We start from the raw sequence: 21,306 nt of genomic DNA, 5'->3' as shown, positions 1-21,306 counted from the left end.
GGCCCGGGGTTCCGGGTCGGCGCCGCCGCCGTATCTCGCTGTCCGCCGTCGTACGCGGGCCGGTCTACGGCTCGAACTTGTAGCCCAGTCCTCGTACCGTCACCAGGTAGCGCGGGGCCCCCGGGTCCGGCTCGATCTTGGCGCGCAGACGCTTGACGTGGACGTCGAGGGTCTTGGTGTCGCCCACGTAGTCCGCGCCCCAGACCCGGTCGATGAGCTGCATACGGGTCAGCACACGGCCCGCGTTGCGCAGCAACATCTCCAGCAGGTCGAACTCCTTGAGCGGGAGGTCGACCTTGCCGCCGGAGACCGTGACGACATGGCGGTCCACGTCCATCCGGACCGGACCGGCCTCCAGGGCCGCCGGGGTGACCTCCTCCGGCTCGCCGCGGCGGCGCAGGACCGCGCGGATACGCGCGACCAGCTCCCGCGAGGAGAAGGGCTTGGTCACATAGTCGTCGGCCCCTATCTCCAGGCCGACCACCTTGTCGATCTCGCTGTCCTTGGCGGTCACCATGATCACCGGGACGTTCGACCTGCCGCGGAGCTGACGGCAGACCTCGGTGCCCGGCAGGCCGGGCAGCATCAGGTCGAGGAGGACGAGGTCGGCGCCGTTGCGTTCGAACTCGTCGAGCCCCGCGGGCCCGGTGGTCGCGATCGCGACCTCGAAGCCCTCCTTGCGGAGCATGTAGGAAAGGGCGTCGCTGAAGGATTCCTCATCCTCGACGACGAGCACTCGGGTCACGGGAGGACCTCCGGGGCAGGTATCACGGTCGGGGAATCCAGCCGAAGGCCGCGGCTGGGGTCTGTGGCGGTGTCGTAGGGGGCTTGGTCGTCTTCGTCCGGCCCGGTGGTGGGTGTGCGGTCCCGTGCGGCGCCCGCCTCGGGCAGCCTCAGGGTGAAGGTGGAGCCCTGGCCTTCAGCGCTCCACACCGTGACCTCCCCGCCGTGCGAGGCGGCCACATGCTTGACGATGGCGAGGCCGAGGCCCGTACCACCGGTGGCCCGGGAGCGGGCCGGGTCGACACGGTAGAAACGCTCGAAGACCCGCTCGCGGTCCTTCTCGGAGATACCTATGCCCTGATCGGTCACGGCTATCTCGATCAGGTCCCCGCCGGTGGCGGAGACGCGGTGCGCGGCGATACCGACGCGCGTGCGGGCGGGTGAGTAGTTGACCGCGTTCTCGACGAGGTTGCCGAGGGCGGCGGCGAGCTGGCCGCGGTTTCCCCATACGCACAGGTCGGCCGTGCCACCTGAGGCCATGGTGATCTGTTTCGTGGACGCGGGCTGCCGGGAGCGGTCGATGGCCTCGGCCACCAGCTCGTCCACCCGTACGGACTCCGAGTCCTCCAGCGGGTCGTCGTTCTGCACCCGGGAGAGGTCGATCAGCTCCTGGACCAGATTGGTGAGGCGCGTCGCCTCGATCTGCATCCGGCCGGCGAACCGGGTGACCGCCTCGGGGTCGTCCGAGGCGTCCATGACGGCCTCGGAGAGCAGCGAGAGCGCGCCCGTCGGGGTCTTCAGCTCGTGGCTGACGTTCGCCACGAAGTCGCGCCGTACCGCTTCGATACGGCGGGCCTCCGTCAGGTCCTCGACCAGGAGGAGGACGAGACGGGAGCCGAGCGGGGCGACCCGGGCGGAGACGGCGAGGGCCTCGCCCCGGCCCGTGCCCCTCCGGGGGAGGTCCAGCTCCACCTGTCGTATCTCGCCGTCCCTGCGGGTGTCGCGGGCCATGACCAGCATGGGTTCGACGGCGAGCTTGCCGCCCCTGACCAGCCCGAGCGCGTACGCCGCCGAGCTGGCCTTGACGACGGAGTCGCTCTCGTCGAGCACGACGGCCGAGGAGCGCAGCACGGAGAGCACGGTGTCGACGCCCGGGGGCAGTACGGCATCCGTGTGCAGTGAGGTGCGGGTGGGTCTTGCCTGGTCGCGTTCGCTCCAGCGAAACGCCAGCATGGCGATCACGCCGGTGCACACCCCGGCGATCGCTGCCAATGCGGCGACCGCCGCGTTCACGTCCATGTGTCCCAGGTTATGCGCGGCCACTGACATGCTCCCAGCCATCAGGGTGTCTCCTCGAACACTCGTCGCCCAGAGTTCACCGAGGGGAAAGTGCTGGTTCATTTGGGAGGGAGGAGCCGGACGCGTAACGGACAGAACGTGGGAGCGTGGGGCACCGGCCCCCCGCGGCTCCCGGCCCCGGGCCCCGGCCCTGCCCCCGGCAGGAACGTCACAGGAACGTCGAGAGAGGGACAAACCCCATGCGGGACGCGTACCACGAGGAACTGGACTCGATAGGCGAAGACCTGGTCGAGATGGCCCGGCTGGTCGGTTCCGCCATAGGGCGTGCCACCACCGCGATGCTCGACGCGGATCTGAAGCTCGCCGAGAGCGTGATCGCGGCCGACGACAAGGTCGACACGCTCCAGCACGACCTGGAGGCGCGTGCCATCGCGCTGCTGGCACGGCAGCAGCCGGTCGCCACCGATCTGCGGATCGTGGTCACGTCCCTGCGGATGAGCGCCGATCTGGAGCGCGCCGGCGACCTGGCCCAGCACGTGGCCAAGCAGGCCCGGCTGCGGTTCCCGGAGTCGCCGGTGCCGCGCGACCTGCACGCGACGCTGCTGGAGATGGGGCAGCTCGCCCAGCGCCTGATGGCGAAGGCCGCCGAGGTCATCGTGACCAAGGACGTCGAGCTGGCGCTCCAGCTCGAACAGGACGACGACGAGATGGACCTGCTGCACCGCACGCTCTTCCAGCACCTGATGGACGACCGCTGGAAGCACGGCATCGAGACGGCGGTGGACGTCACGCTGCTGGGCCGCTACTACGAGCGGTTCGCCGACCACGCGGTGTCGGTCGCCAAGCGCGTCGTCTACCTGGTGACGGGCGAGCACGCGGACGAGCTCCAGTCGGCGGACTCCCCGGTCGAGGGCGCGTAGGGGTGCAGAGCTGAGGCAGGGGGCGCGGAAGGGGCGCGAACCGCCGCGCTTGCGCGGGTGCGCCGCGCATGCGCCGTTGTTGCCCCGAGTTCGCCGGGCATGCAATGGCGGAGGCGACATCCGTGCACGCCTTGAGGAGGATCCCATGGCCGATTCCCCGACGACCGCCCCCCGGCAGGAGGCCCCTGCGGCCCCTGCCTCCGTCGTACATCTGCCCGTTCTCGGCGCGTGCGGCTGCGGCTCCGGCTGCGGCTGCGGCTGCCAGTCGGGCGGGCCGTGCCAGTGCGGCGGAGGCTGCGGCTGACGGTCGGCGGCGCCGACCGGCCGACGCGCCGGCCACGTACGACGCGCACCGTCACGTATGCGAATAACCATGTAGTCGGACACGGAGCTCGGATACGTAGCTCGGATACGTGGTCGGATACGGAGACGCACGCGCACGCGGAGGGCCCCGCCCGGACAGAACGTGTGACCACGTTCCGCCGGACGGGGCCCTCCGGCCGTTCCCGGCCCATCCTCCCGGCACGGCCTGCCCCTCCCGGTCCGCGCCCGGTCCGCCCGGCACAGCAACAGGCCCCCTGTCGGCGAACGTGTCGCGGGCAGAGGGCCTGTGCAGGCGGAGCGGGCCCTGGGCGGGCCTTCAGGCGCTCGTTACTTCTTCTTGCCCTGGTTCTTCACGGCCTCGATGGCGGCGGCCGCCGCGTCCGCGTCCAGGTAGGTGCCGCCCGGGGTGACCGGGTGGAAGTCGGCGTCCAGTTCGTAGACGAGCGGGATGCCGGTCGGGATGTTCAGGCCCGCGATGTCCGCGTCCGAGACGCCGTCGAGGTGCTTGACCAGGGCGCGCAGGCTGTTGCCGTGGGCGGCGATCAGGACCGTGCGGCCGGTGAGCAGGTCCGGGACGATCGCGTCGTACCAGTACGGGAGCATCCGCTCCACGACGTCCTTGAGGCACTCCGTGCGCGGGCGCAGCTCGCCGGGGATCGTGGCGTAGCGGGGGTCGTCGCTCTGCGAGAACTCCGTGCCGTCCTCCAGCGCGGGCGGCGGGGTGTCGTACGAGCGGCGCCAGAGCATGAACTGCTCCTCGCCGAACTCGGCGAGCGTCTGCGCCTTGTCCTTGCCCTGGAGCGCGCCGTAGTGGCGCTCGTTCAGGCGCCAGGAGCGCTGGACGGGGATCCAGTGGCGGTCCGCGGACTCCAGCGCGAGCTGCGCGGTGCGGATGGCGCGCTTCTGGAGGGAGGTGTGCAGCACGTCGGGCAGCAGGCCGGCGTCCTTGAGCAGCTCGCCGCCGCGGACGGCTTCCTTCTCGCCCTTGTCGGTGAGGTTGACGTCCACCCAGCCGGTGAACAGGTTCTTCGCGTTCCATTCGCTCTCGCCGTGGCGGAGGAGGATCAGCTTGTACGGTGCGTCGGCCATGGGCCAAAGCCTAATGGACCCGTCGCGCGCGCTCCGGGGCACACCTCGTACCCCTCGGCCGGCGCTCTCCGCCAGTTGACGAACTGCGTCAACCGGGTGGCGGAGCGGGGTCGCCCGTACATACATTTCCCCTGGTCGTCGCCGCGCCGGTCGGTCGCTCCGCCGACGGTCACGCCGCACATCACATCGCTGCCCCGGGGGATCCGTATGCCTGTCTCCACGTCGGTCACGACCACGGTCGCCGTCTGGGCCGGCGGGCTGCGGCGCGCGGTGCGCGACAGTGTCTCGGGGCTGCCCCGGGAGTTCTGGTGGCTGTGGACGAGCACCCTGGTCAACCGGCTCGGCGCGTTCGTCGCCACCTTCATGGCGCTCTATCTGACGCTGGACCGGGGCTACTCCGCCTCGTACGCGGGGCTGGTGGCCTCGCTCCACGGGCTCGGCGGGGTGGTCTCCGCGCTCGGCGCCGGGGTGCTGACCGACCGGCTGGGGCGGCGGCCCACGATCATGATCGCGCAGGTGTCGACGGCAGGCTCGGTCGCGCTGCTGGGTTTCATGCGGGATCCGGTGGCGATCGCGGCGGTGGCGTTCCTGGTCGGGATGGCCTCGAACGCGTCGCGGCCGGCCGTGCAGGCGATGATCGCGGACATCGTGCGGCCCGAGGACCGGCTGAAGGCGTTCTCCCTGAACTACTGGGCGATCAATCTGGGCTTCGCGGTCTCGGCGGCGGGCGCCGGGTTCGTCGCGCAGTACAGCTATCTCGCGGGCTTCCTGGGCGAGGCCGCGCTGACGCTGGCCTGTGCGGTGGTGGTCTTCCTGAAGGTGCCGGAGTCCCGCCCCGACCGTACGGAGACGGCGGGCGGGGGCGCGGCGGGCGGGGGCGCGGCGGACGCGTCGGCGGGTGCGGGGCTGGGGACGGTCCTGCGGGACGGCCGCTTCATGAGCGTCGTCGGGCTCTCCTTCGTGGTGGCGCTGATCTTCCAGCAGGGGTACGTGGGACTGCCGGTGGCGATGGGCGCGGACGGGTTCGACAGCGCCGACTACGGCACGGCGATCGCGGTCAACGGCGTGCTGATCGTGGTCCTCCAGATCCCGGTCACCCGCTTCATCCAGCACCGCGACCCGCGCCGTCTGCTGATCATCTCGTCGGTCCTGGCGGGGTACGGCTTCGGCCTGACGGCGTTCGCCGGGTCGCTCGGCGTGTACGCGCTGACCGTCGCCGTCTGGACCCTGGCGGAGATCGTCAACGCGCCGACGCAGACGGGGCTGGTCGTCCGGCTCTCCCCGCTCCACGGCCGGGGCCGCTACCAGGGCATGTACACGATGTCCTGGTCGGCGGCGGCGCTGATAGCTCCGCTGATGTCGGGCTTCGTGATCGACCGGTTCGGCGCGAACTGGCTGTGGGGCGCGTGCGCGGTGCTGGGGACGGCGGCCGGGCTCGGGTACTGGCTGCTGGTACGGGGGCTCTCGGATCCGGAGAGCGGAGCGGCCCCCGCCCCGGCTCCGGCCACGGCTCCCGCCCCCGCCACGGCTCCGGCTCCGGCGAAAACGGTTGGCCGGGCGGACGAGGCGCCTGCGATCATGACCGGCAGCCCGGACCTCTGACCGCGAGGAGAACGGTTCGCCGTGCCCGCCGAATCACCTGATCCGTCCGTCCCGCCTGCCCCTCCTCGTCTCCCCGTTCCCGCCGATCCGACGGTGCTGCACCCGGTGCCGGGTCAGCCGCGTGTCGTCCTGCTCAAGCCGCTGGTCACCTCCCCGCTGATCAAGGTCGGGGAGTTCTCGTACTACGACGACCCGGACGACCCCACCGCCTTCGAGACCCGGAACGTGCTCTACCACTACGGTCCGGAAGAACTCGTCATCGGGAAGTTCTGCGCGCTGGGCGAGGGCGTGCGGTTTCTGATGAACGGCGCCAACCACCGGATGGACGGCCCCTCGACGTTCCCGTTCCCCATCATGGGCGGGTCCTGGTCCGACCACTTCGACCTGATCACCGGCCTGCCGGGCCGGGGCGACACCGTGGTCGGCCATGACGTCTGGTTCGGCTACCGCACGACGGTGATGCCCGGCGTCCGGATCGGGAACGGGGCGATCATCGCCTCGGGTTCGGTGGTCGTCGACGACGTACCGGACTACGGCATCGTCGGCGGCAACCCGGCCCAGCTCATCCGGAAGCGGTACGACGAGCCGGACATCGCCCGGCTGCTCGCGCTCGCCTGGTGGGACTGGCCGGTCGAACACCTCACCGCGCATCTGCGCACGGTCATGTCCGGAAGCGTGGACGAGCTGGCGGCGGTGGCCCCGGGATAGCGGGCGCGCCCGCGTCCTCAGGCGGGTCCCGGCTCCTCGCCGCGCCGGGTCAGATGCGCGAACGCGTCCAGGTTCCGGGTGGACTCGCCGCGCGACACCCGCCACGCGTGCTCCTTGCGGATCGCGCTCGCGAACCCCAGCTCCAGCAGGGTGTTGAAGGATCCGTCCGCCGCCTCCAGCACCGAGCCGAGCAGCCGGTCGATCTCGTCCTCGGTGACGACCGCCAGCGGGAGCTTGCCCGCGAGGTAGATGTCGCCGAGGGCGTCGACCGCGTAACTCACCCCGTACAGCTTGAGGTTGCGCTCCAGCAGCCAGCGGTGGACGCCCTGCTCGTTCTCGTCGGGGTGGCGGATCACGAACGCGTTGACGGAGAGCGCGTGCCGGCCGATACGGAGCGAGCAGGTCGTGGAGAGCTTGCGGGTGCCGGGGAGGGTGACGACGTACGCACCGGGCTCCGGGCTCTCCCACTCCAGCTCCGCGCCTTTCAGCGCCTGTTCGACGATCCGCCCCGCCCGCGCGGTCCGCTGTACGACATCGACGTCAGCCATGGGCCGAGCCTACGACACGGGCCCCGCCGGGCGGACGGGTCAGCCGTGGTGCCGGGGGCGGACAGGTCAGCCGTGGTGCTGGGGGCGGCCGTTGCGCCGGTGGTCCTGGACCGCCGCCGTGTAGACGTCCGCCGTCGCCGCCGCCGCGGTGTCCCAGCCGAAGGACTGGGCGTGGCGCGCCGCCGCCGCGCCCATCCGGTCGACCAGCTCCGGCGCGTCGACAAAGCGCCGCAGGGCGGTCGCGTACGCCGCCGGTTCGTGGCCGGGCACCAGGAAGCCGGTCTCCCCGTCCCGTACCGCCACCGGCAGTCCGCCCACCGATGCCGCCACCACCGGGGTGCCCGCCGCCTGGGCCTCTATCGCCACCAGGCCGAAGGATTCGCTGTACGAGGGCATGACCAGCACCGAGGCCGCCCGGAACCAGTCCGCGAGCCGGGCCTGCCCGACCGGCGGCCGGAACCGTACGACATCGGCGATACCGAGGCGCGCCGCGAGCTTCTGGAGCCCTTCCGGCTTGGCCAGACCGCTGCCGCTCGGGCCGCCGACGACCGGGACGACCAGCTTGCGGCGGAGCGAGGGGTCCCGCTCCAGGAGGACCGCCACGGCGCGCAGCAGCACATCGGGCGCCTTCAGCGGCTGGATGCGGCCGGCGAAGAGCGGGATGAACGCGTCCTGGGGAAGTCCCAGCCGGGCGCGGGCCGCGGCGCGGCCGTCCGCCGGAGAGAAACACTCCAGATTCACCCCGGGGTGCACGATCGCGGCCTTGTCCGGCTCCGCCTCGTAGAAGCGGACCAGGTCGTCGGCCTCCTCCGCCGTGTTGGCGATCAGGCGGTCGGCGGCGCGCACGATCTGCGTCTCGCCGATGACCCGGGCCGCGGGCTCCGGCCGGTCGCCCTCCGCCAGCGCGGCGTTCTTCACCTTCGCCATCGTGTGCATGGCGTGGACCAGCGGGACGCCCCACCGCTCGGAGGCCAGCCAGCCGACATGGCCGGAGAGCCAGTAGTGCGAGTGGACCAGGTCGTAGTAGCCGGGGCGCTGGCCGGCCCACGCCTGCATCACGCCGTGGGTGAAGGCACAGAGCTGCGCGGGCAGCTCCTCCTTGGCCAGGCCCTCGTACGGACCCGCGTCGACATGGCGTACGAGCACGCCGGGCGCCAGCTCCACCGTGGGGGCCAGACCACCGGTCGTGGCGCGCGTGAAGATCTCCACCTCGATGTCGATCGCGGCGAGGCGCTTCGCCAGCTCGACGATGTAGACGTTCATCCCGCCCGCGTCGCCCGTCCCCGGCTGGTGCAGCGGCGAGGTGTGGACGCTGAGCATGGCTATCCGGCGCGGCCTGCGGTGCGGCCCCTGGCGCCGCAGCCTGGGCGGCCTCGGCGGTCCTGCGAAAGTGCCGGCGATACGGGACACGTACTGGCTCACGTCCACGGTCCTCTCGCAGGAAAACATGCCGGGAAGCATGACGAAGGAAGGGCGTGGGGACCCCTCCGAAGCCCGTCAACAGTGGAACGCACCCCCTTCATTTCCGTTTTGCCAAATCATTACCGACAACGGCTCAACCCGCGCGGCCGTGCCCGGTCTGGATACGCTCACCCGTATGGCGCAGCATTCGTCCCCTCCGGCCCGTACGGCGCGTACCGCGCGGCCGGTGGGCGCGGTGACCCGTGGCACCACCCACCAGAACCGGCTGCGCCGCATGGACCGCTGGATCGCCGCGACCCACGGCGCCGCGCTGCGCCGCTGCGCCGATCCCGTCGTGGTGGACCTGGGGTACGGGGCCGCCCCGTGGACGGCGGTCGAGCTGCTGCGGCGGCTGCGTACGGCGGATCCGCGCACCGAGGTGACCGGTGTCGAGATCGACCCGGCGCGGGTCGCCGCGGCGCTCCCGTACGAGAGGGACGGGCTCCGCTTCCGGCACGGCGGTTTCGAGGTGCCGCTCCCCGACGGCCGCCGGCCGGTGCTGATCCGGGCGGCGAACGTGCTGCGCCAGTACGACGAGGCGGAGGTCGCCGCGGTCTGGGCCCGGCTGTGCGCGCGCCTCGCGCCGGGCGGGCTGCTGGTGGAGGGGACGTGCGACGAGATCGGGCGGCGCCATGTGTGGGTGGCGCTCGGGCCGGAGGGGCCGCGTACGGTCACCTTCGCGACACGGCTCGCTTCGCTCGGCCGGCCCTCCGATCTCGCGGAGCGGCTGCCGAAGGCGCTGATCCACCGCAATGTTCCGGGTGAGCCGGTCCACGCGTTCCTGCGCGACTTCGACCGGGCGTGGGCCGCGGCGGCCCCGTACGCCTCGCTGGGCGCGCGGCAGCGCTGGATCAGCGCCGTACGGGAGTTGTCGGCCCACTGGCCGCTCGCGGACGACGCGCGCCGGTGGCGGCAGGGCGAGGTGACGGTGGAGTGGGCGGCGCTCGCCCCGGGTTCGGGGACGGGGCCGGGGACGGGGCCTGGGCGCGGATGACATGACGGGCTCCGCTTCCCCTCGGCCACAGGGAAGCGGAGAGGGAAGCCGAGGGGAAGCGGGAAGCCGAGGGGAAGCGGAGAGAAGAGCGGGAACCCGTGAGGGCCCTGGGGAACGACTGTGCGGGCTCACTCGTCTTCACCTGCGGGATAACGGCCTCTGTCACTTTGACGGCGGACATGGCACGATCTCGCCTGTGGCACGATATTACTGACGGTTCATCGGATATCTCTGCCGCGTGGTCGGCCTGGAGGGGAAGCTTGTGAACCGACGTCGCTGTGCCTCTGCCGCGATCACGCTGGTCTGCGCGCTCGCCGTGCTGTCCGCACCGGGGGCCGGTCTGCTGGGCCCGGCGTACGCGGCGCCCGCGCCCCCCGGTGTCCCCGGCCCCGCGCCGAGCACCTCGCCGCCCGCCGTCGCACCGCCCCCGGTCGAACTGCCCCCGGGGGTCTCGCCGTCGGACGTCGCCGCGTCGGGCTCGGCCGCGACCTCCCTGGACGAGGTGCGCAAGGAGATAGACGCCCTGTACCGGAAGGCGGCCTCCGCCACCGACGCGTACAACCTCGCCGACGAGCGCGCGAAGAAGCAGTCGGCCGAGGTCGTCGGGTTGACGGCGGACATCGTCAAGGGGCAGGTGCGGCTCGACGCCCTCAAGAAGCAGGCCGGCGCCGCCGCGCGGGCGCAGTACCGGGACGGCGGGCTGCCGCGCGAGGCGGAGCTGATGCTCACCGGCGATCCCCAGCTCTTCCTGGACGGTGTGGGGCGGGCCCGGGAGGGCCAGAAGGCCACGCGGGACCTCATCGCCGAACTCACCAGGGCGCAGGAGGACTTGAAGACCTACACCTCGGACGCGGGGACGCGGTGGCAGGAGCTGGAGGCCAACCGCGCGAAGAAGGAGAAGGCGAAGAAGGAGATCACGAAGCGGATCGCCGCCGCCGAGAAGCTGGAGTCGGGCCTGGCGGAGAAGGACCGCGCCCGGCTGGCCCGGCTGGAGAAGGACGCCGCGCTCACGGCGCAGACCGCGTGGCTCGGCTCCGGTGTGCTCCAGGAGATCGACAGGACCGCGAGCGCGCAGGGCAGGAAGGCGGTCGAGTTCGCGACCGGGCAGATCGGCAAGCCGTACGTCTGGGGAGCGGAGGGCCCGGACTCGTACGACTGCTCCGGGCTGACCTCGCAGGCGTGGGCGGCGGGCGGACGGCCCATACCGCGCACCTCGCAGGAGCAGTGGCGGCTGCTTCCGCGCATCGGCATCGAGGACATGCGGCCCGGCGATCTGATCATCTACCACCAGGACGCCAGCCATGTGGGGATGTACCTGGGCGACGGCAAGATCGTGCACGCGCCCCGGCCGGGGCGGAACGTGACGGTGACGGGCGCGGGGTCGATGCGCATCCTCGGAGTCGTACGACCGGACAAATAGGACGCCGCGGCCGCCTGACGGAACCCGCGCCGCGAAAGCCGCCCCACCGAGGCGGCCCGTGTGACGCGTCGCATGTCATCCGCGAGGACACGCGCGTACGTACGTGATGTTTGTCATGGGCGCACAACCCCGAATCCCGCCGGATGCGTGGCGGGAAGCGGCATATGACGGTGCGGTCCGGTCCGTACGCCATTCCGCCGGGGCGGCGGCTACCGCTATGGTCCCCGTCTGGCGGGCGTCGCTCGTCGTTCCATCGTGCCCTCGGGGGGAGGGAAGGAAACCCGCACCGATGTCCGTACCCGCATCTGTACCCGTACCGCGGCAGCGCACAGGTTCTACAGCCGCCGGCACGGGCACCACGACCACGACCACCGCCGACACCACGCCCGGCACGGCCACCGCCACGGAGTCCGTCATGGACGCCGTCACGGAGTCCGTCAAGAGCGGCGCCCTCACGCTGCTGCTGATCGAGGACGACGCGGGCACCTTCGCCACCCCGGAACTGCCGGAGGGGGCGGGTGCGCAGGTCCGCATCCGCAGCGCCCGCAACCTCACCGAGGCCGAGCGGCTGCTCACGGACGACATCGACTGCATTCTGGTGGACCTCGCGCTCCCCGGCGCGGCCGAGGGCGACGGGCTGGGCCCGCTGAAGCATGTGCTGCGGCTCGCGCCGCGCCATGCCGTGCTCGCGCTGGCGGCGGAGGGCGACGGCGAGCGGGCGGCGGCGGCCGTACGGGTCGGCGCGCAGGACTACCTCTTCCGCGACGAGCTGGACGGACGGCTGCTGAGCCGCGCCATCCGGTACGCCGTCGAGCGCAAACGCGCGGACATCGCCCAGCGCCAGCTCACCGAGTCCCGGCTGCGCGCCCAGGAGAACGCCCGGCTGGAGCGCGGCCTGCTGCCCACTCCCCTGCTCCAGGGCTCGGACCTGCGCTTCGCGGCCCGGTACCGGCCCGGCCGCTCCCGTGCGCTGCTGGGCGGGGACTTCTACGACACGGTCCGCACGCCGGACGGGACGGTCCACGCGATGATCGGCGACGTCTGCGGGCACGGCCCCGACGAGGCGGCGCTCGGCGTGGAGCTGCGGATCGCGTGGCGGGCGCTGACGCTGGCGGGGCTCTGCGGTGATCGGCTTCTCTCGACGCTCCAGCAGGTCCTGGAGCACGAGCGGGAGAGCGAGGAGATCTTCGCGACGCTCTGCACCGTGGACATCTCGCCGGACGGACGGCGCGCCGGGATCTGCCTGGCCGGCCACCCGTCGCCGCTGATCACCCGCGAGGGCCGGGCGGCGCGGCTCCTCCCGTACGAGGACGGCGGCCCCGCGCTGGGCCTGCTGCCGCGCGCCCGCTGGCCGCGCCGGCAGGTGGAGCTGGGCGGCTCGTGGAATCTGATGATGTACACGGACGGCCTGATAGAGGGCCGGGCGGGCCCGGAGACCAGAGCGCGGCTCGGCGAGGAGGGCATGGTCGAGATGATCAACGCCCAGCTCGACGCCGGGCTGCGCGGCGACGAGCTGCTGGCGGCGGCCGTCGCGCGGGTGCGCGAGCTGAACGGCGGCGAGCTGACCGACGACGTGGCGGTCCTGCTGCTGGGCCGGGGCGCCTGAGCGGCGCGCTTCCCTTGCGCTTCCGTTGCCGGGTCCCGCCGGTCAGCGTCCGCCGTTGTACGGACCGTAGGGGCCGTCGCTGCTGGAACCGCCGCGCCGTCCGCCGCCGCCACCGGAGATCTGCTGGACCGCGGGGCGCACGTCGACCATGAAGACGATCGTGGCGACGAGCCCGGCGATCTGGAGGAACAGCATCGGCACGAAGAGGTTCACGGCGACCGTGACACCGAGAATGATCAGCCAGAACTTCTTGGTCTGCTTGTCCGCCGCCCGGTAGGCGTCCTCACGGGTCGTCGCGGAGAAGAAGAGCGCGACGACGGCGAGGACGAGCATGGCCATATTGAGCAGCCACAGAACAGAACCGAATGCCGAGAGCAACATGCTGAGCACCGCCTAACAGTGGGTGGGACGACTCGCGGCCCCTGTACCGATCCGTACGTCGAAGGTACCTGGACAACGGGCCGGACACCCCTGAGGTGCCCGGCCCGGTCTGTTGTCCCGTTCCCCGTTCCGCCCGCCCTACTCGGCGGCGGGAGGAGTGGTCTTCTTGGCGGCCGGCTTGCGCTGCGCGGGCTTCTTGGCGGCCGGCTTGGCCTCGGCGGCGGGCGCGGCCTTCTCCTCGGCGGCGGGCGCGGCCTTGGTGCCGGCCTCGGGAGCGGTCTTCGCGACGGGCTCGGTCTTGACGGACTCCGGCTCCACGGCGACGGCGATCTCGGTGATCTCCTCGGCCGCCTCGCCGCGCCACGCCCGTACGCTCTGCTCGCCGCGCTCGGCGACCTTCTCGTACGTCTCGCGCGCCCTGACCGCGTACTCCGCGGCCACGCCCACGCCGCGCAGCGCCAGGTCCTGGGCGGTCTCGCCGAACTTCCGCAGATCGGTGTCGAGCGACCCGATCACCTCGGTGACCTTGGCCTGCACGGTCGCCTGGGCCTCCTTGGCCTGACCGGCGACCTTCTCCTGGACGGCCTTGGGGTCCGAGTTCCGTACGGCGTCGATCCGCCCCGGCGCCTCGGCCCGGATCTGCTCGATCAGCCCGGGCACCTTCTTGGCCTGCTCCACGGCCAGCTCGGCGGTCCCGGCGGCGAAGTAGAGGGGCTTCGGGTCGCTGAAGGTCTTGCGCAGATCGTCGGTGATGGCCATGACTGGGGTCCTTCCCGGGTCGTTTCAGTCTGAGGGTGTAGTGGCAGCACCGCCGCCGTCCGCACGGGCGGCTCGCTCCGAGCTCTGCTCCGGGGCTGGTTCCGGGGTGTCCGTGTCGAGGGCGTTCTCCTTGCGGAAGGAGTCGTAGATCTGGAGCAGCACCTGTTTCTGCCGCTCGTTGATCGAGGGATCCGCGAGGATGACACCCTGCGTCTCCAGCTCCTCCCGCTCCCGCTCGTCGAGCATCCCGGCCTGCACGTACAGCGTCTCCGCGGAGATCCGCAGCGCCTTCGCGAGCTGCTGGAGAATGTCCGCGCTCGGCTTGCGCAGCCCGCGCTCGATCTGGCTCAGATACGGATTCGACACCCCGGCGGCATCGGCGAGCTGCCGCAACGAGAGCTGCGCGCTGCGGCGCTGCTCCCGCAGGTACTCGCCGAGATTGCCGACGTTGAGTGATGCCATGACGCCATGGTGCGCCGCCGCGCTAACTTTTGCAAGCAGATGCTTGCAAAAGTGTTCTGTCCCACGGCGGCCCCATGACCGCCGTGGCGGCCGACGAGACGCCCTAGTCTTTGGCCGCATGATCGTATGGCTCAACGGCACCCACGGTGTGGGCAAGACGACGACAAGCGCGCTCGTGCGGCAGCTCATCCCGGACTCACGGGTGCTCGACGCCGAGAAGGTCGGCGAGACACTCATGGACATCACACCGGGGCTGCCCGGGACGGACAACTTCCAGCACTGGCCGCCGTGGCGGCCGCTCGTCGTCGAGACCGCCCGGCGCGTGCTCGACTACACCGGTGGCACCCTGGTGATGCCCATGACCGTCCTGGTCGAGGAGTACTGGCGGGAGATCAGCGCGGGCCTCGCCGGACACGCGATCCCGGTGCGGCACTTCGTGCTCCACGCCGACCAGGAGACCCTCCGCGAGCGGATCGCCGGGGACACCGTCATCGGCCCCGACTCCCCGTTCCGCCTCGCCTACGTGGAGCCCTACGCCGAGGCGGCCCGCACCTGGCTGCACGGCGAGGCCGAGGTCGTCGACACCACGCACCTCACGCCCGGCCAGGCCGCCGCGCGGATCGCGGAGGCCGTCGGGAGCTGAGGGCCGGGCGGTGCCGGAGAACCGGGGCCGGGCCGCCCGGCGTCCTCTCCGGGTACGGATCCGCAACGTACAGAAAAAGGCTCGTCCCCATGCGCACACAGCACGACCGCACCACGCCTCCGACGAGCGGGGGCCCGCGACGCGGCCTCGTCGCCGCGATCCTCGCGGTCCTGCGGCGGCACCGGAGGGCGCTGGCGGCCGGGACCGTACGCGTCGTCGGCCTGTCCGGACTGGCCGCGCTGCTGATGACGGCCGTGATCTTCGCGCTCGCCTGGCCCGTCTTCACCCGTATGCGGAACCAGCGCGTCTGGTACCACTACCTGGAGGACCCCTATCTGCACGACCTGTCCGGTCTGAGGCTGGTCGCCTTCACCACGCTCCCGCTCTTCCTGCTCCTCCTCGGCGCCGGCGGCGCGGCCGTGCAGACCGTGTGCTCGCGGGTGGTCGCGGCGGGGTCCGGCGAGCCCTCGCGGGAGATACGGTCACGGGCCGCGGTCGTGGAGCGGCTGCGTCCGGTGCTCACCGTGTACGCGCTGCGCGGCCTGATCGTGTGGACGCTGCCGCTGCTCGTCGCGTACGTGGCGAACTCCCTCACCGGCTACCACCTGGACACCCCGGAGCCCCTGGAACGCGGGTCGTGGCCCTACACGCTCGTCAAGGCGTCGCCCGCCGCCGCCCTGCTCGTCGCCGTGGTGCTGCGCCTCGCCCTCACGCTCGCCCCGGCCGCCGCGGCCGGTGGGCTCGGCGCCCGCGCGGCGCTGCGCCGTTCCTGGTCGCTGACGTGGACGCGTACCGGAGCGGGCCGGGTCCTCGCCCTGGCGCTGCCGCTGGCCGCGCTCACCGCCGGGGTGCTCCGGCTGGTGGTGCAGCTCGCCCTGCCGCTGCGGCCCCTCGTACGGTCCCTGCTCGAACAGGCCACGGGGAACTTCTTCGCCGCGTACTACGCCGGCATCCTCACCCCGGTCCTCGTCGGCATCCTGGTCACCGCAGCGGTGACGCTCCCCCTCACGTGCACGGCCTTCGCGGTCCTCCACGACCGGCTGGGGGCGCCCCGTACCTCCGACCGGGGCGCCGCCGTTCCGGGCCGGGGATCTGCGGTCATATGTCCTGCCGCAAGTGGGGCAGAAGATTCTGTATCGCCCCGCCCCTTCTGAGACGTCGCAGGTCGGAGCCTGTCCACCGGGTGCCGGGCGGGAGCGGGCCGTACGGCGGGACGCCTGTGCCCGGATGTCCCGGATCCGGTGGGGTTATCCTTCGACGGTCGACGCGCCGCCACCCCCCGTACCGCCGGTTCCGCAGCTCCCCGTGCCACGCGCGGGCCGGGCGCGGCCGGCGGAGGCGACGCGGAAGTGGCCCCCGGTGCCCCACGTCATGGACGTACGGATGCCACGCGTCGCCGAGCGCCCGCCCGACGCGGGTCACGCGGGACGAACACCCCGTACCGCGCACCGGTCGCCCGCGTAACAGCCCGCGGAACAGATGGAGACACGATGAGCAGGGTCACGAGGCCGGACACGCGGTCGCCCGCGCCGCACGCCGCCGACAGCCATGAGCTGATCCGCGTGCACGGCGCGCGGGAGAACAACCTCAAGGACGTCAGCGTCGAGATCCCCAAGCGCCGGCTGACCGTGTTCACCGGTGTCTCCGGTTCGGGCAAGAGCTCCCTGGTGTTCGGCACGATCGCCGCCGAGTCCCAGCGGATGATCAACGAGACGTACAGCGCCTTCGTGCAGGGCTTCATGCCGACGCTGTCGCGCCCCGAGGTCGACGTACTCGAAGGGCTGACGACGGCGATCATCGTCGACCAGCAGCGGATGGGCGCCGACCCCCGCTCCACCGTCGGCACCGCCACCGACGTCAACGCGATGCTGCGCATCCTCTTCAGCCGGCTCGGGCAGCCGCACATCGGCTCGCCCGGCGCGTTCGCCTTCAACGTGCCCTCGGTCAGGGCGAGCGGCGCGATCACGGTCGAGCGCGGTGGCCGCAGGACCGAGAAGGCGACCTTCAACCGCACCGGCGGCATGTGTCCGCGCTGTGAGGGCCGCGGCACCGTCTCCGACATCGACCTCGCCCAGCTCTTCGACGACTCCAAGTCGCTCGCCGAGGGCGCGGTCACCGTCCCCGGCTACAAGACGGACGGCCACTGGACGCTGCGGATCTTCACCGAGTCGGGCTTCCTCGACCCGGACAAGCCGATCCGCGACTACACCGCGACCGAACTGCACGACTTCCTCCACCGCGAGCCGGTCAAGGTCAAGGTCAACGGCATCAACCTCACCTACGAGGGGCTGATCCCCAAGGTCCAGAAGTCGTTCCTCTCCAAGGACCGGGAGGCGATGCAGCCGCACATCCGGGCGTTCGTGGACCGGGCGGTCACCTTCACCGCCTGTCCCGAGTGCGACGGCACCCGGCTCGCCGAGGCGGCCCGGTCGTCCCGGATCGGCGGGATCAACATCGCCGACGCCTGCTCGATGCAGATCAGCGATCTGGCCGCGTGGGTCCGCGGTCTCGACGAGCCGTCGGTGGCACCGCTGCTCGGGACGTTGCGGGACACCCTGGACTCGTTCGTGGAGATCGGTCTCGGCTATCTCTCGCTCGACCGGCCCGCGGGCACGCTCTCGGGCGGCGAGGCGCAGCGCGTGAAGATGATCCGGCACCTCGGCTCCTCGCTCACCGACACCACGTACGTCTTCGACGAGCCCACCACCGGCCTCCACCCGCACGACATCCAGCGGATGAACGGCCTGCTGCTCCAACTGCGGGACAAGGGGAACACCGTGCTCGTGGTGGAGCACAAGCCGGAGACGATAGCGATCGCCGACCATGTCGTCGATCTCGGCCCCGGCGCCGGTACGGCGGGTGGCACCGTCTGCTTCGAGGGCGATGTCGAGGGGCTGCGGGCCGCGGGCACCCTCACCGGCCGCCACTTCGACGACCGTGCCTCCCTCAAGGAGACCGTACGCAAGCCCACCGGCGCGCTGGAGATCCGCGGCGCCACCGCGAACAACCTGCGGGACGTCGACGTCGACATCCCGCTCGGCGTGCTGGCCGTCGTCACCGGCGTCGCCGGCTCCGGCAAGAGCTCGCTCGTACACGGATCCCTGGTCAAGGGCGCGGCGGCCAAGGGCTCCGGGGACGGCGGTACGGGGGGCGGCGACGGTACGGGGGCCACCGGCACGGGGGTCGTGTCGATCGGGCAGGAGGCGATCCGCGGGTCCCGGCGCAGCAACCCGGCGACGTACACCGGACTGCTCGACCCGATCCGCAAGGCGTTCGCGAAGGCCAACGGGGTCAAGCCGGCGCTGTTCAGCGCCAACTCCGAGGGCGCCTGCCCGCAGTGCAACGGCGCCGGGGTCATCTTCACCGACCTGGCGATGATGGCCGGTGTCGCCACGACCTGCGAGGAGTGCGAGGGGAAGCGGTTCCAGGCGGCGGTGCTGGAGCACCGCCTCGGCGGCCGGGACATCAGCGAGGTGCTGGCGATGTCGGTGACCGAGGCCGAGGAGTTCTTCGGCGCCGGTGAGGCGCGTACGCCGGCCGCGCACGCGGTCCTGCGCCGGCTCGCCGATGTCGGGCTCGGCTACCTCAGCCTCGGTCAGCCGCTCACCACGCTCTCCGGCGGCGAGCGGCAGCGGCTCAAGCTGGCCACGCACATGGCCGAGAAGGGCGGCGTCTACATCCTCGACGAGCCGACCACCGGCCTCCACCTCGCCGATGTGGAGCATCTGCTCGGCCTCCTCGACCGGCTCGTCGACTCCGGGAAGTCGGTCATCGTCGTCGAACACCACCAGGCGGTCATGGCGCACGCCGACTGGATCATCGACCTCGGTCCCGGCGCGGGCCACGACGGCGGCCGGATCGTCTTCGAGGGGACCCCGGCCGATCTGGTCGCCGAGCGCTCCACGCTGACCGGCGAGCACCTCGCGGCGTACGTCGGCGGCTGACCGGACGTCACGGAGCGCGCGTCACGCAACGGGCGTCACGCACCGCGCGAGGCGCCGGGAAAGCGGTCGCGTCCGTCATGGGCCATGCCTACGCTCACGGCATGGCCCATGCGAAGACCTCGTACGTCTGTCTGCCCTGCCGGGCCTCGTACAAGCAGCCGTACGACCCCTGGCGCACCCGGATCTGTCCGCGCTGCGCCGGGGAGCTGATCCACGTCGGGTCCGCCTTCGCCCCGCCCAAGCGGCGCGACCGGGCGGCCTGGCGCACCCTCTCGGTGCTGCTCCACGCGGGTGTGCGCTTCCACAAGAGCTGCTGCGGCGGGCCGGGGTACCGGCCCCGGAGCCTGCGCGAGGTGCGCCAGAACCTGAGGCACGCGCGGCGGACCGGCGAGCCGTTCGTCCGGGCGCTCGTACGGTAGGAAGCGCCGGATGAAGCAGGTGCCGGGGGCGCGAGGGCTTCCCGTCGCCGGAAGCCGGGGGGACAATCACCCTTTGTGACGATCACGGAGACCAGCGGCCCCACCGAGTCCCGCCGCACGGGGCCCGCCGCGCTGCTGGGCGGTCTGCTCACCGGCGCGCTGACCGGCGCCGCGGTGGCCGCCGTGGTGGTCGGGATCATCATCGGGAAGGCCGTGCTGTGGGGCGCGGGTGCCGGGTTCTTCGTGCTCGTCGTCCTGGTCACGAGCCTCGCGGGCAGGCGGACCCGGGCCCGCGCCCCGGCGGCCGAGCGGCGGAGGGCCCTCGCGATGATCGAGAGCCGCCGCGCGACCAGCGGTGAACTGGCCGACGTCCCGGTCAGTTTCGTGCTGACCGTCGCCCCGGAGGACCGTTCCGCCTACCGGGTCGCGTTCTCCCAGTCGATCAACCTCGTCGACATCGCCGACTATCCGGTGCGCCGCGTCGTGGTCGTCGAGTACCCCGCGCACGAGCCCTGGGACGTCACCATCGTCACCCGGCCCGACCAGGAGTGGGCGCGGCGGGCCGCCGAGGCGTCGATGGACTCGGCCCCCGGGTCCACCCTGGTCAAGAACCCGAACCGGGACGGTCTGCACTGCCTCTTCTCCCTGCTCGCGATCGTCCTCGGCGCGGCGCTGGTCGTCCTGCTCTTCCGCGCCGAGCTGTTCCGGGAGGACGGCGCGACGGGCGTCGACGGGAGTGGTGGCGGCGCAGGCGGTGGCCCTCAGGTCTCCGCCTCCGCCTCCGTCTCGGTCTCTGTCTCCGCCTCGGCGTCCGTCTCGTCGCGTACGAGCACCGCGCGGACCACCGAGTCGATGCTGCGGGACGGACAGATGCTCCGTACGGTCGACGCGCTGGCCACGGCGGGGGCGCTGACCGCCACCGCGTTCCGGATCGAGGAGCACGGCATGGCCGCCGAGGGCGTCGGGGACGGCACAGGCGCCGACAGCGGTACGGAGGCCGACGGGCCGTCGTTCGCGCTGCGCTCCCTCCCGTACGAACGCCTCCCCGGCCTGGTCCGCACGGCGCGCACCACCTCGGGCGCCGGTGACGACAGCTCCTGGCGCGTCGACATCGCCCGCGACGCGAAGACCGGGGCCCTGGTCATCCGGGTCACCGTCACGGACTCCCGCGGCTCCGCCACCCTCCACGCGGACGCCCGGGGCCGCGTCACCGAACCGGCCGGCGCCCTGGGCTGAGCCCCGGGCTCCGGGGCCCCGGCGCCTTTCGTGCGGAACCGGTTCCGCGGCCCGACGTATCGTCAGCGCCGAGAGGTTCCGTCATGAGTGAAAGGCGTCGGCAACCATGAGCACAGCCCCCCGTTTCCTCCATCTCGTCCGGCACGGCGAGGCGTCGGCCGACGAGTCCGCGCTCAGCGCGAACGGCCGCCGCCAGGCGGTGCTCCTCGGGCAGCGGCTGCGGAACGTACCGCTGTCGGCGGTGCACCACGGTCCGCTCCGCCGGGCCGAGGAGACGGCGACGCTGCTCGCCGGGCAGCTCGACGGGGTGACGCCGCGCCGGTCGGAGGCGGCCGGCGACTACATCCCGTACCTGCCGCAGAGGCAGGAGCTGCCGCCGGACTCCGCCGACGCCATGCTCGCCTTTCTCGCCGGGGTGACGGAGGAGGAGGCCAGGACCGGGGCGGCGCTGGCGCGCGAGGCGCAGGCCGAGTTCACCGGTCCGGTGGCCGGGCGGACGCCCCGCCACGAGCTGGTCGTCACGCACAACTTCCTCGTCGGATGGCTGATACGCGCGGCCCTCGACGCGCCTCCGTGGCGCTGGATGGGGCTCAACTTCGCCAACGCCGCGCTGACGGTGATCCGTTACGCGCCCGGCAGGCCGCCGTCCGTGCTCTGCACCAACGACATGGGGCATCTGCCCGCCGAGCTGCGCTGGACGGGGTTTCCGCCCGAACTCCACGTCTGAGGGCGGCCCTTCGGACGGTCCATCGGCCGGCCGACCGGCCC

20 protein-coding genes are annotated in these 21,306 nt (G+C 72.2%); 12 read left to right on the top strand and 8 right to left on the bottom strand.

Annotated features, from left to right (window positions below; all coding sequences use genetic code 11):
• Positions 1-64 precede the first annotated feature (64 nt).
• Both ACFXPK_RS10955 and ACFXPK_RS10950 read right to left on the bottom strand, forming a co-directional pair.
• The gene (locus ACFXPK_RS10955; RefSeq protein WP_046498012.1) at positions 65-745 is read right to left on the bottom strand and encodes a response regulator transcription factor; all 681 of its coding nucleotides are present in this window, start codon (positions 743-745) and stop codon (positions 65-67) included.
• Complete coding sequence (locus tag ACFXPK_RS10950; protein ID WP_385004010.1) at positions 742-2,022, bottom strand: sensor histidine kinase; 1,281 nt, start codon at positions 2,020-2,022, stop codon at positions 742-744. Before ACFXPK_RS10950 ends, ACFXPK_RS10955 begins: the two co-directional genes overlap by 4 nt.
• 239 nt (positions 2,023-2,261) lie before the next feature.
• On the opposite strand from ACFXPK_RS10950, the gene phoU reads away from it, so the two are divergent.
• Positions 2,262-2,942 (top strand): phosphate signaling complex protein PhoU, encoded by a 681-nt coding sequence (gene phoU, locus ACFXPK_RS10945; RefSeq protein ID WP_385004012.1) that lies wholly within the window; start codon positions 2,262-2,264, stop codon positions 2,940-2,942.
• 651 nt (positions 2,943-3,593) lie between these two features.
• Here phoU and ACFXPK_RS10940 read toward each other — a convergent pair.
• Entirely contained in the window at positions 3,594-4,355 is a 762-nt protein-coding gene (locus ACFXPK_RS10940; protein ID WP_385004014.1) for a phosphoglyceromutase, read from the bottom strand.
• A 207-nt stretch (positions 4,356-4,562) separates the two neighbouring features.
• On the opposite strand from ACFXPK_RS10940, the gene ACFXPK_RS10935 reads away from it, so the two are divergent.
• Positions 4,563-5,957 (top strand): MDR family MFS transporter, encoded by a 1,395-nt coding sequence (locus ACFXPK_RS10935; RefSeq protein ID WP_385073969.1) that lies wholly within the window; start codon positions 4,563-4,565, stop codon positions 5,955-5,957.
• Positions 5,958-6,053: 96 nt separating this feature from the next.
• Positions 6,054-6,665 carry a CatB-related O-acetyltransferase gene (locus ACFXPK_RS10930; RefSeq protein WP_385004028.1) on the top strand — a complete coding sequence of 204 codons (612 nt, stop codon included), beginning with the start codon at positions 6,054-6,056 and terminating at the stop codon, positions 6,663-6,665.
• A 17-nt stretch (positions 6,666-6,682) separates the two neighbouring features.
• Here the strand turns inward: ACFXPK_RS10930 and ACFXPK_RS10925 are convergent, their stop codons facing one another.
• Both ACFXPK_RS10925 and mshA read right to left on the bottom strand, forming a co-directional pair.
• On the bottom strand, positions 6,683-7,213 hold the full coding sequence (locus tag ACFXPK_RS10925; RefSeq protein WP_385073966.1) for a YbjN domain-containing protein: 531 nt from the start codon (positions 7,211-7,213) through the stop codon (positions 6,683-6,685).
• 66 nt (positions 7,214-7,279) lie between these two features.
• Positions 7,280-8,635, bottom strand: coding sequence for a D-inositol-3-phosphate glycosyltransferase (gene mshA, locus ACFXPK_RS10920; RefSeq protein WP_385004020.1), 1,356 nt, complete (start codon positions 8,633-8,635; stop codon positions 7,280-7,282).
• 175 nt (positions 8,636-8,810) lie between these two features.
• On the opposite strand from mshA, the gene ACFXPK_RS10915 reads away from it, so the two are divergent.
• The 3 genes from ACFXPK_RS10915 (at position 8,811) to ACFXPK_RS10905 (ending at position 12,694) form a co-directional block, all read left to right on the top strand.
• Entirely contained in the window at positions 8,811-9,668 is an 858-nt protein-coding gene (locus ACFXPK_RS10915; RefSeq protein WP_385004022.1) for a class I SAM-dependent methyltransferase, read from the top strand.
• 262 nt (positions 9,669-9,930) lie between these two features.
• Positions 9,931-11,088: a C40 family peptidase gene (locus ACFXPK_RS10910; protein WP_385073962.1), complete on the top strand. Its 1,158-nt coding sequence runs from the start codon at positions 9,931-9,933 to the stop codon at positions 11,086-11,088.
• 415 nt (positions 11,089-11,503) lie between these two features.
• On the top strand, positions 11,504-12,694 hold the full coding sequence (locus tag ACFXPK_RS10905) for a PP2C family protein-serine/threonine phosphatase (RefSeq protein WP_385004030.1): 1,191 nt from the start codon (positions 11,504-11,506) through the stop codon (positions 12,692-12,694).
• A 42-nt stretch (positions 12,695-12,736) separates the two neighbouring features.
• On the opposite strand, the gene ACFXPK_RS10900 is transcribed toward ACFXPK_RS10905, so the two are convergent.
• From ACFXPK_RS10900 to ACFXPK_RS10890, 3 genes are all read right to left on the bottom strand, one after another.
• On the bottom strand, positions 12,737-13,075 hold the full coding sequence (locus ACFXPK_RS10900; RefSeq protein ID WP_385073978.1) for a DUF2516 family protein: 339 nt from the start codon (positions 13,073-13,075) through the stop codon (positions 12,737-12,739).
• A 138-nt stretch (positions 13,076-13,213) separates the two neighbouring features.
• A complete protein-coding gene (locus tag ACFXPK_RS10895) occupies positions 13,214-13,834 on the bottom strand; it encodes a hypothetical protein (protein ID WP_385073959.1) in 621 nt (206 codons plus the stop codon).
• 24 nt (positions 13,835-13,858) lie between these two features.
• Positions 13,859-14,296 (bottom strand): helix-turn-helix domain-containing protein, encoded by a 438-nt coding sequence (locus ACFXPK_RS10890; protein WP_385073956.1) that lies wholly within the window; start codon positions 14,294-14,296, stop codon positions 13,859-13,861.
• Positions 14,297-14,414: 118 nt separating this feature from the next.
• Here ACFXPK_RS10890 and ACFXPK_RS10885 point away from each other — a divergent pair, with 118 nt between their 5' ends.
• From ACFXPK_RS10885 to ACFXPK_RS10860, 6 genes are all read left to right on the top strand, one after another.
• Complete coding sequence (locus ACFXPK_RS10885; protein WP_385073954.1) at positions 14,415-14,939, top strand: AAA family ATPase; 525 nt, start codon at positions 14,415-14,417, stop codon at positions 14,937-14,939.
• A gap of 89 nt (positions 14,940-15,028) precedes the next feature.
• Entirely contained in the window at positions 15,029-16,093 is a 1,065-nt protein-coding gene (locus tag ACFXPK_RS10880) for a hypothetical protein (protein ID WP_385073951.1), read from the top strand.
• Between the two features lie 336 nt (positions 16,094-16,429).
• Positions 16,430-18,883, top strand: coding sequence for an ATP-binding cassette domain-containing protein (locus ACFXPK_RS10875; protein WP_385073948.1), 2,454 nt, complete (start codon positions 16,430-16,432; stop codon positions 18,881-18,883).
• A 101-nt stretch (positions 18,884-18,984) separates the two neighbouring features.
• Positions 18,985-19,302, top strand: a complete 318-nt coding sequence (locus ACFXPK_RS10870; RefSeq protein WP_385073945.1) for a deoxyxylulose-5-phosphate synthase — start codon at positions 18,985-18,987, stop codon at positions 19,300-19,302.
• Between the two features lie 75 nt (positions 19,303-19,377).
• On the top strand, positions 19,378-20,538 hold the full coding sequence (locus tag ACFXPK_RS10865; RefSeq protein WP_385073942.1) for a hypothetical protein: 1,161 nt from the start codon (positions 19,378-19,380) through the stop codon (positions 20,536-20,538).
• Positions 20,539-20,644: 106 nt separating this feature from the next.
• Entirely contained in the window at positions 20,645-21,265 is a 621-nt protein-coding gene (locus tag ACFXPK_RS10860) for a histidine phosphatase family protein (protein ID WP_385073939.1), read from the top strand.
• Positions 21,266-21,306 lie beyond the last annotated feature (41 nt).

The sequence above is a fragment of the Streptomyces sp. NPDC059142 genome (assembly GCF_042755665.1).
Lineage (GTDB): Bacteria > Actinomycetota > Actinomycetes > Streptomycetales > Streptomycetaceae > Streptomyces.
Note: the sequence above shows the minus strand (reverse complement) of the source record. Positions and strands in the feature narration are given on the sequence as shown.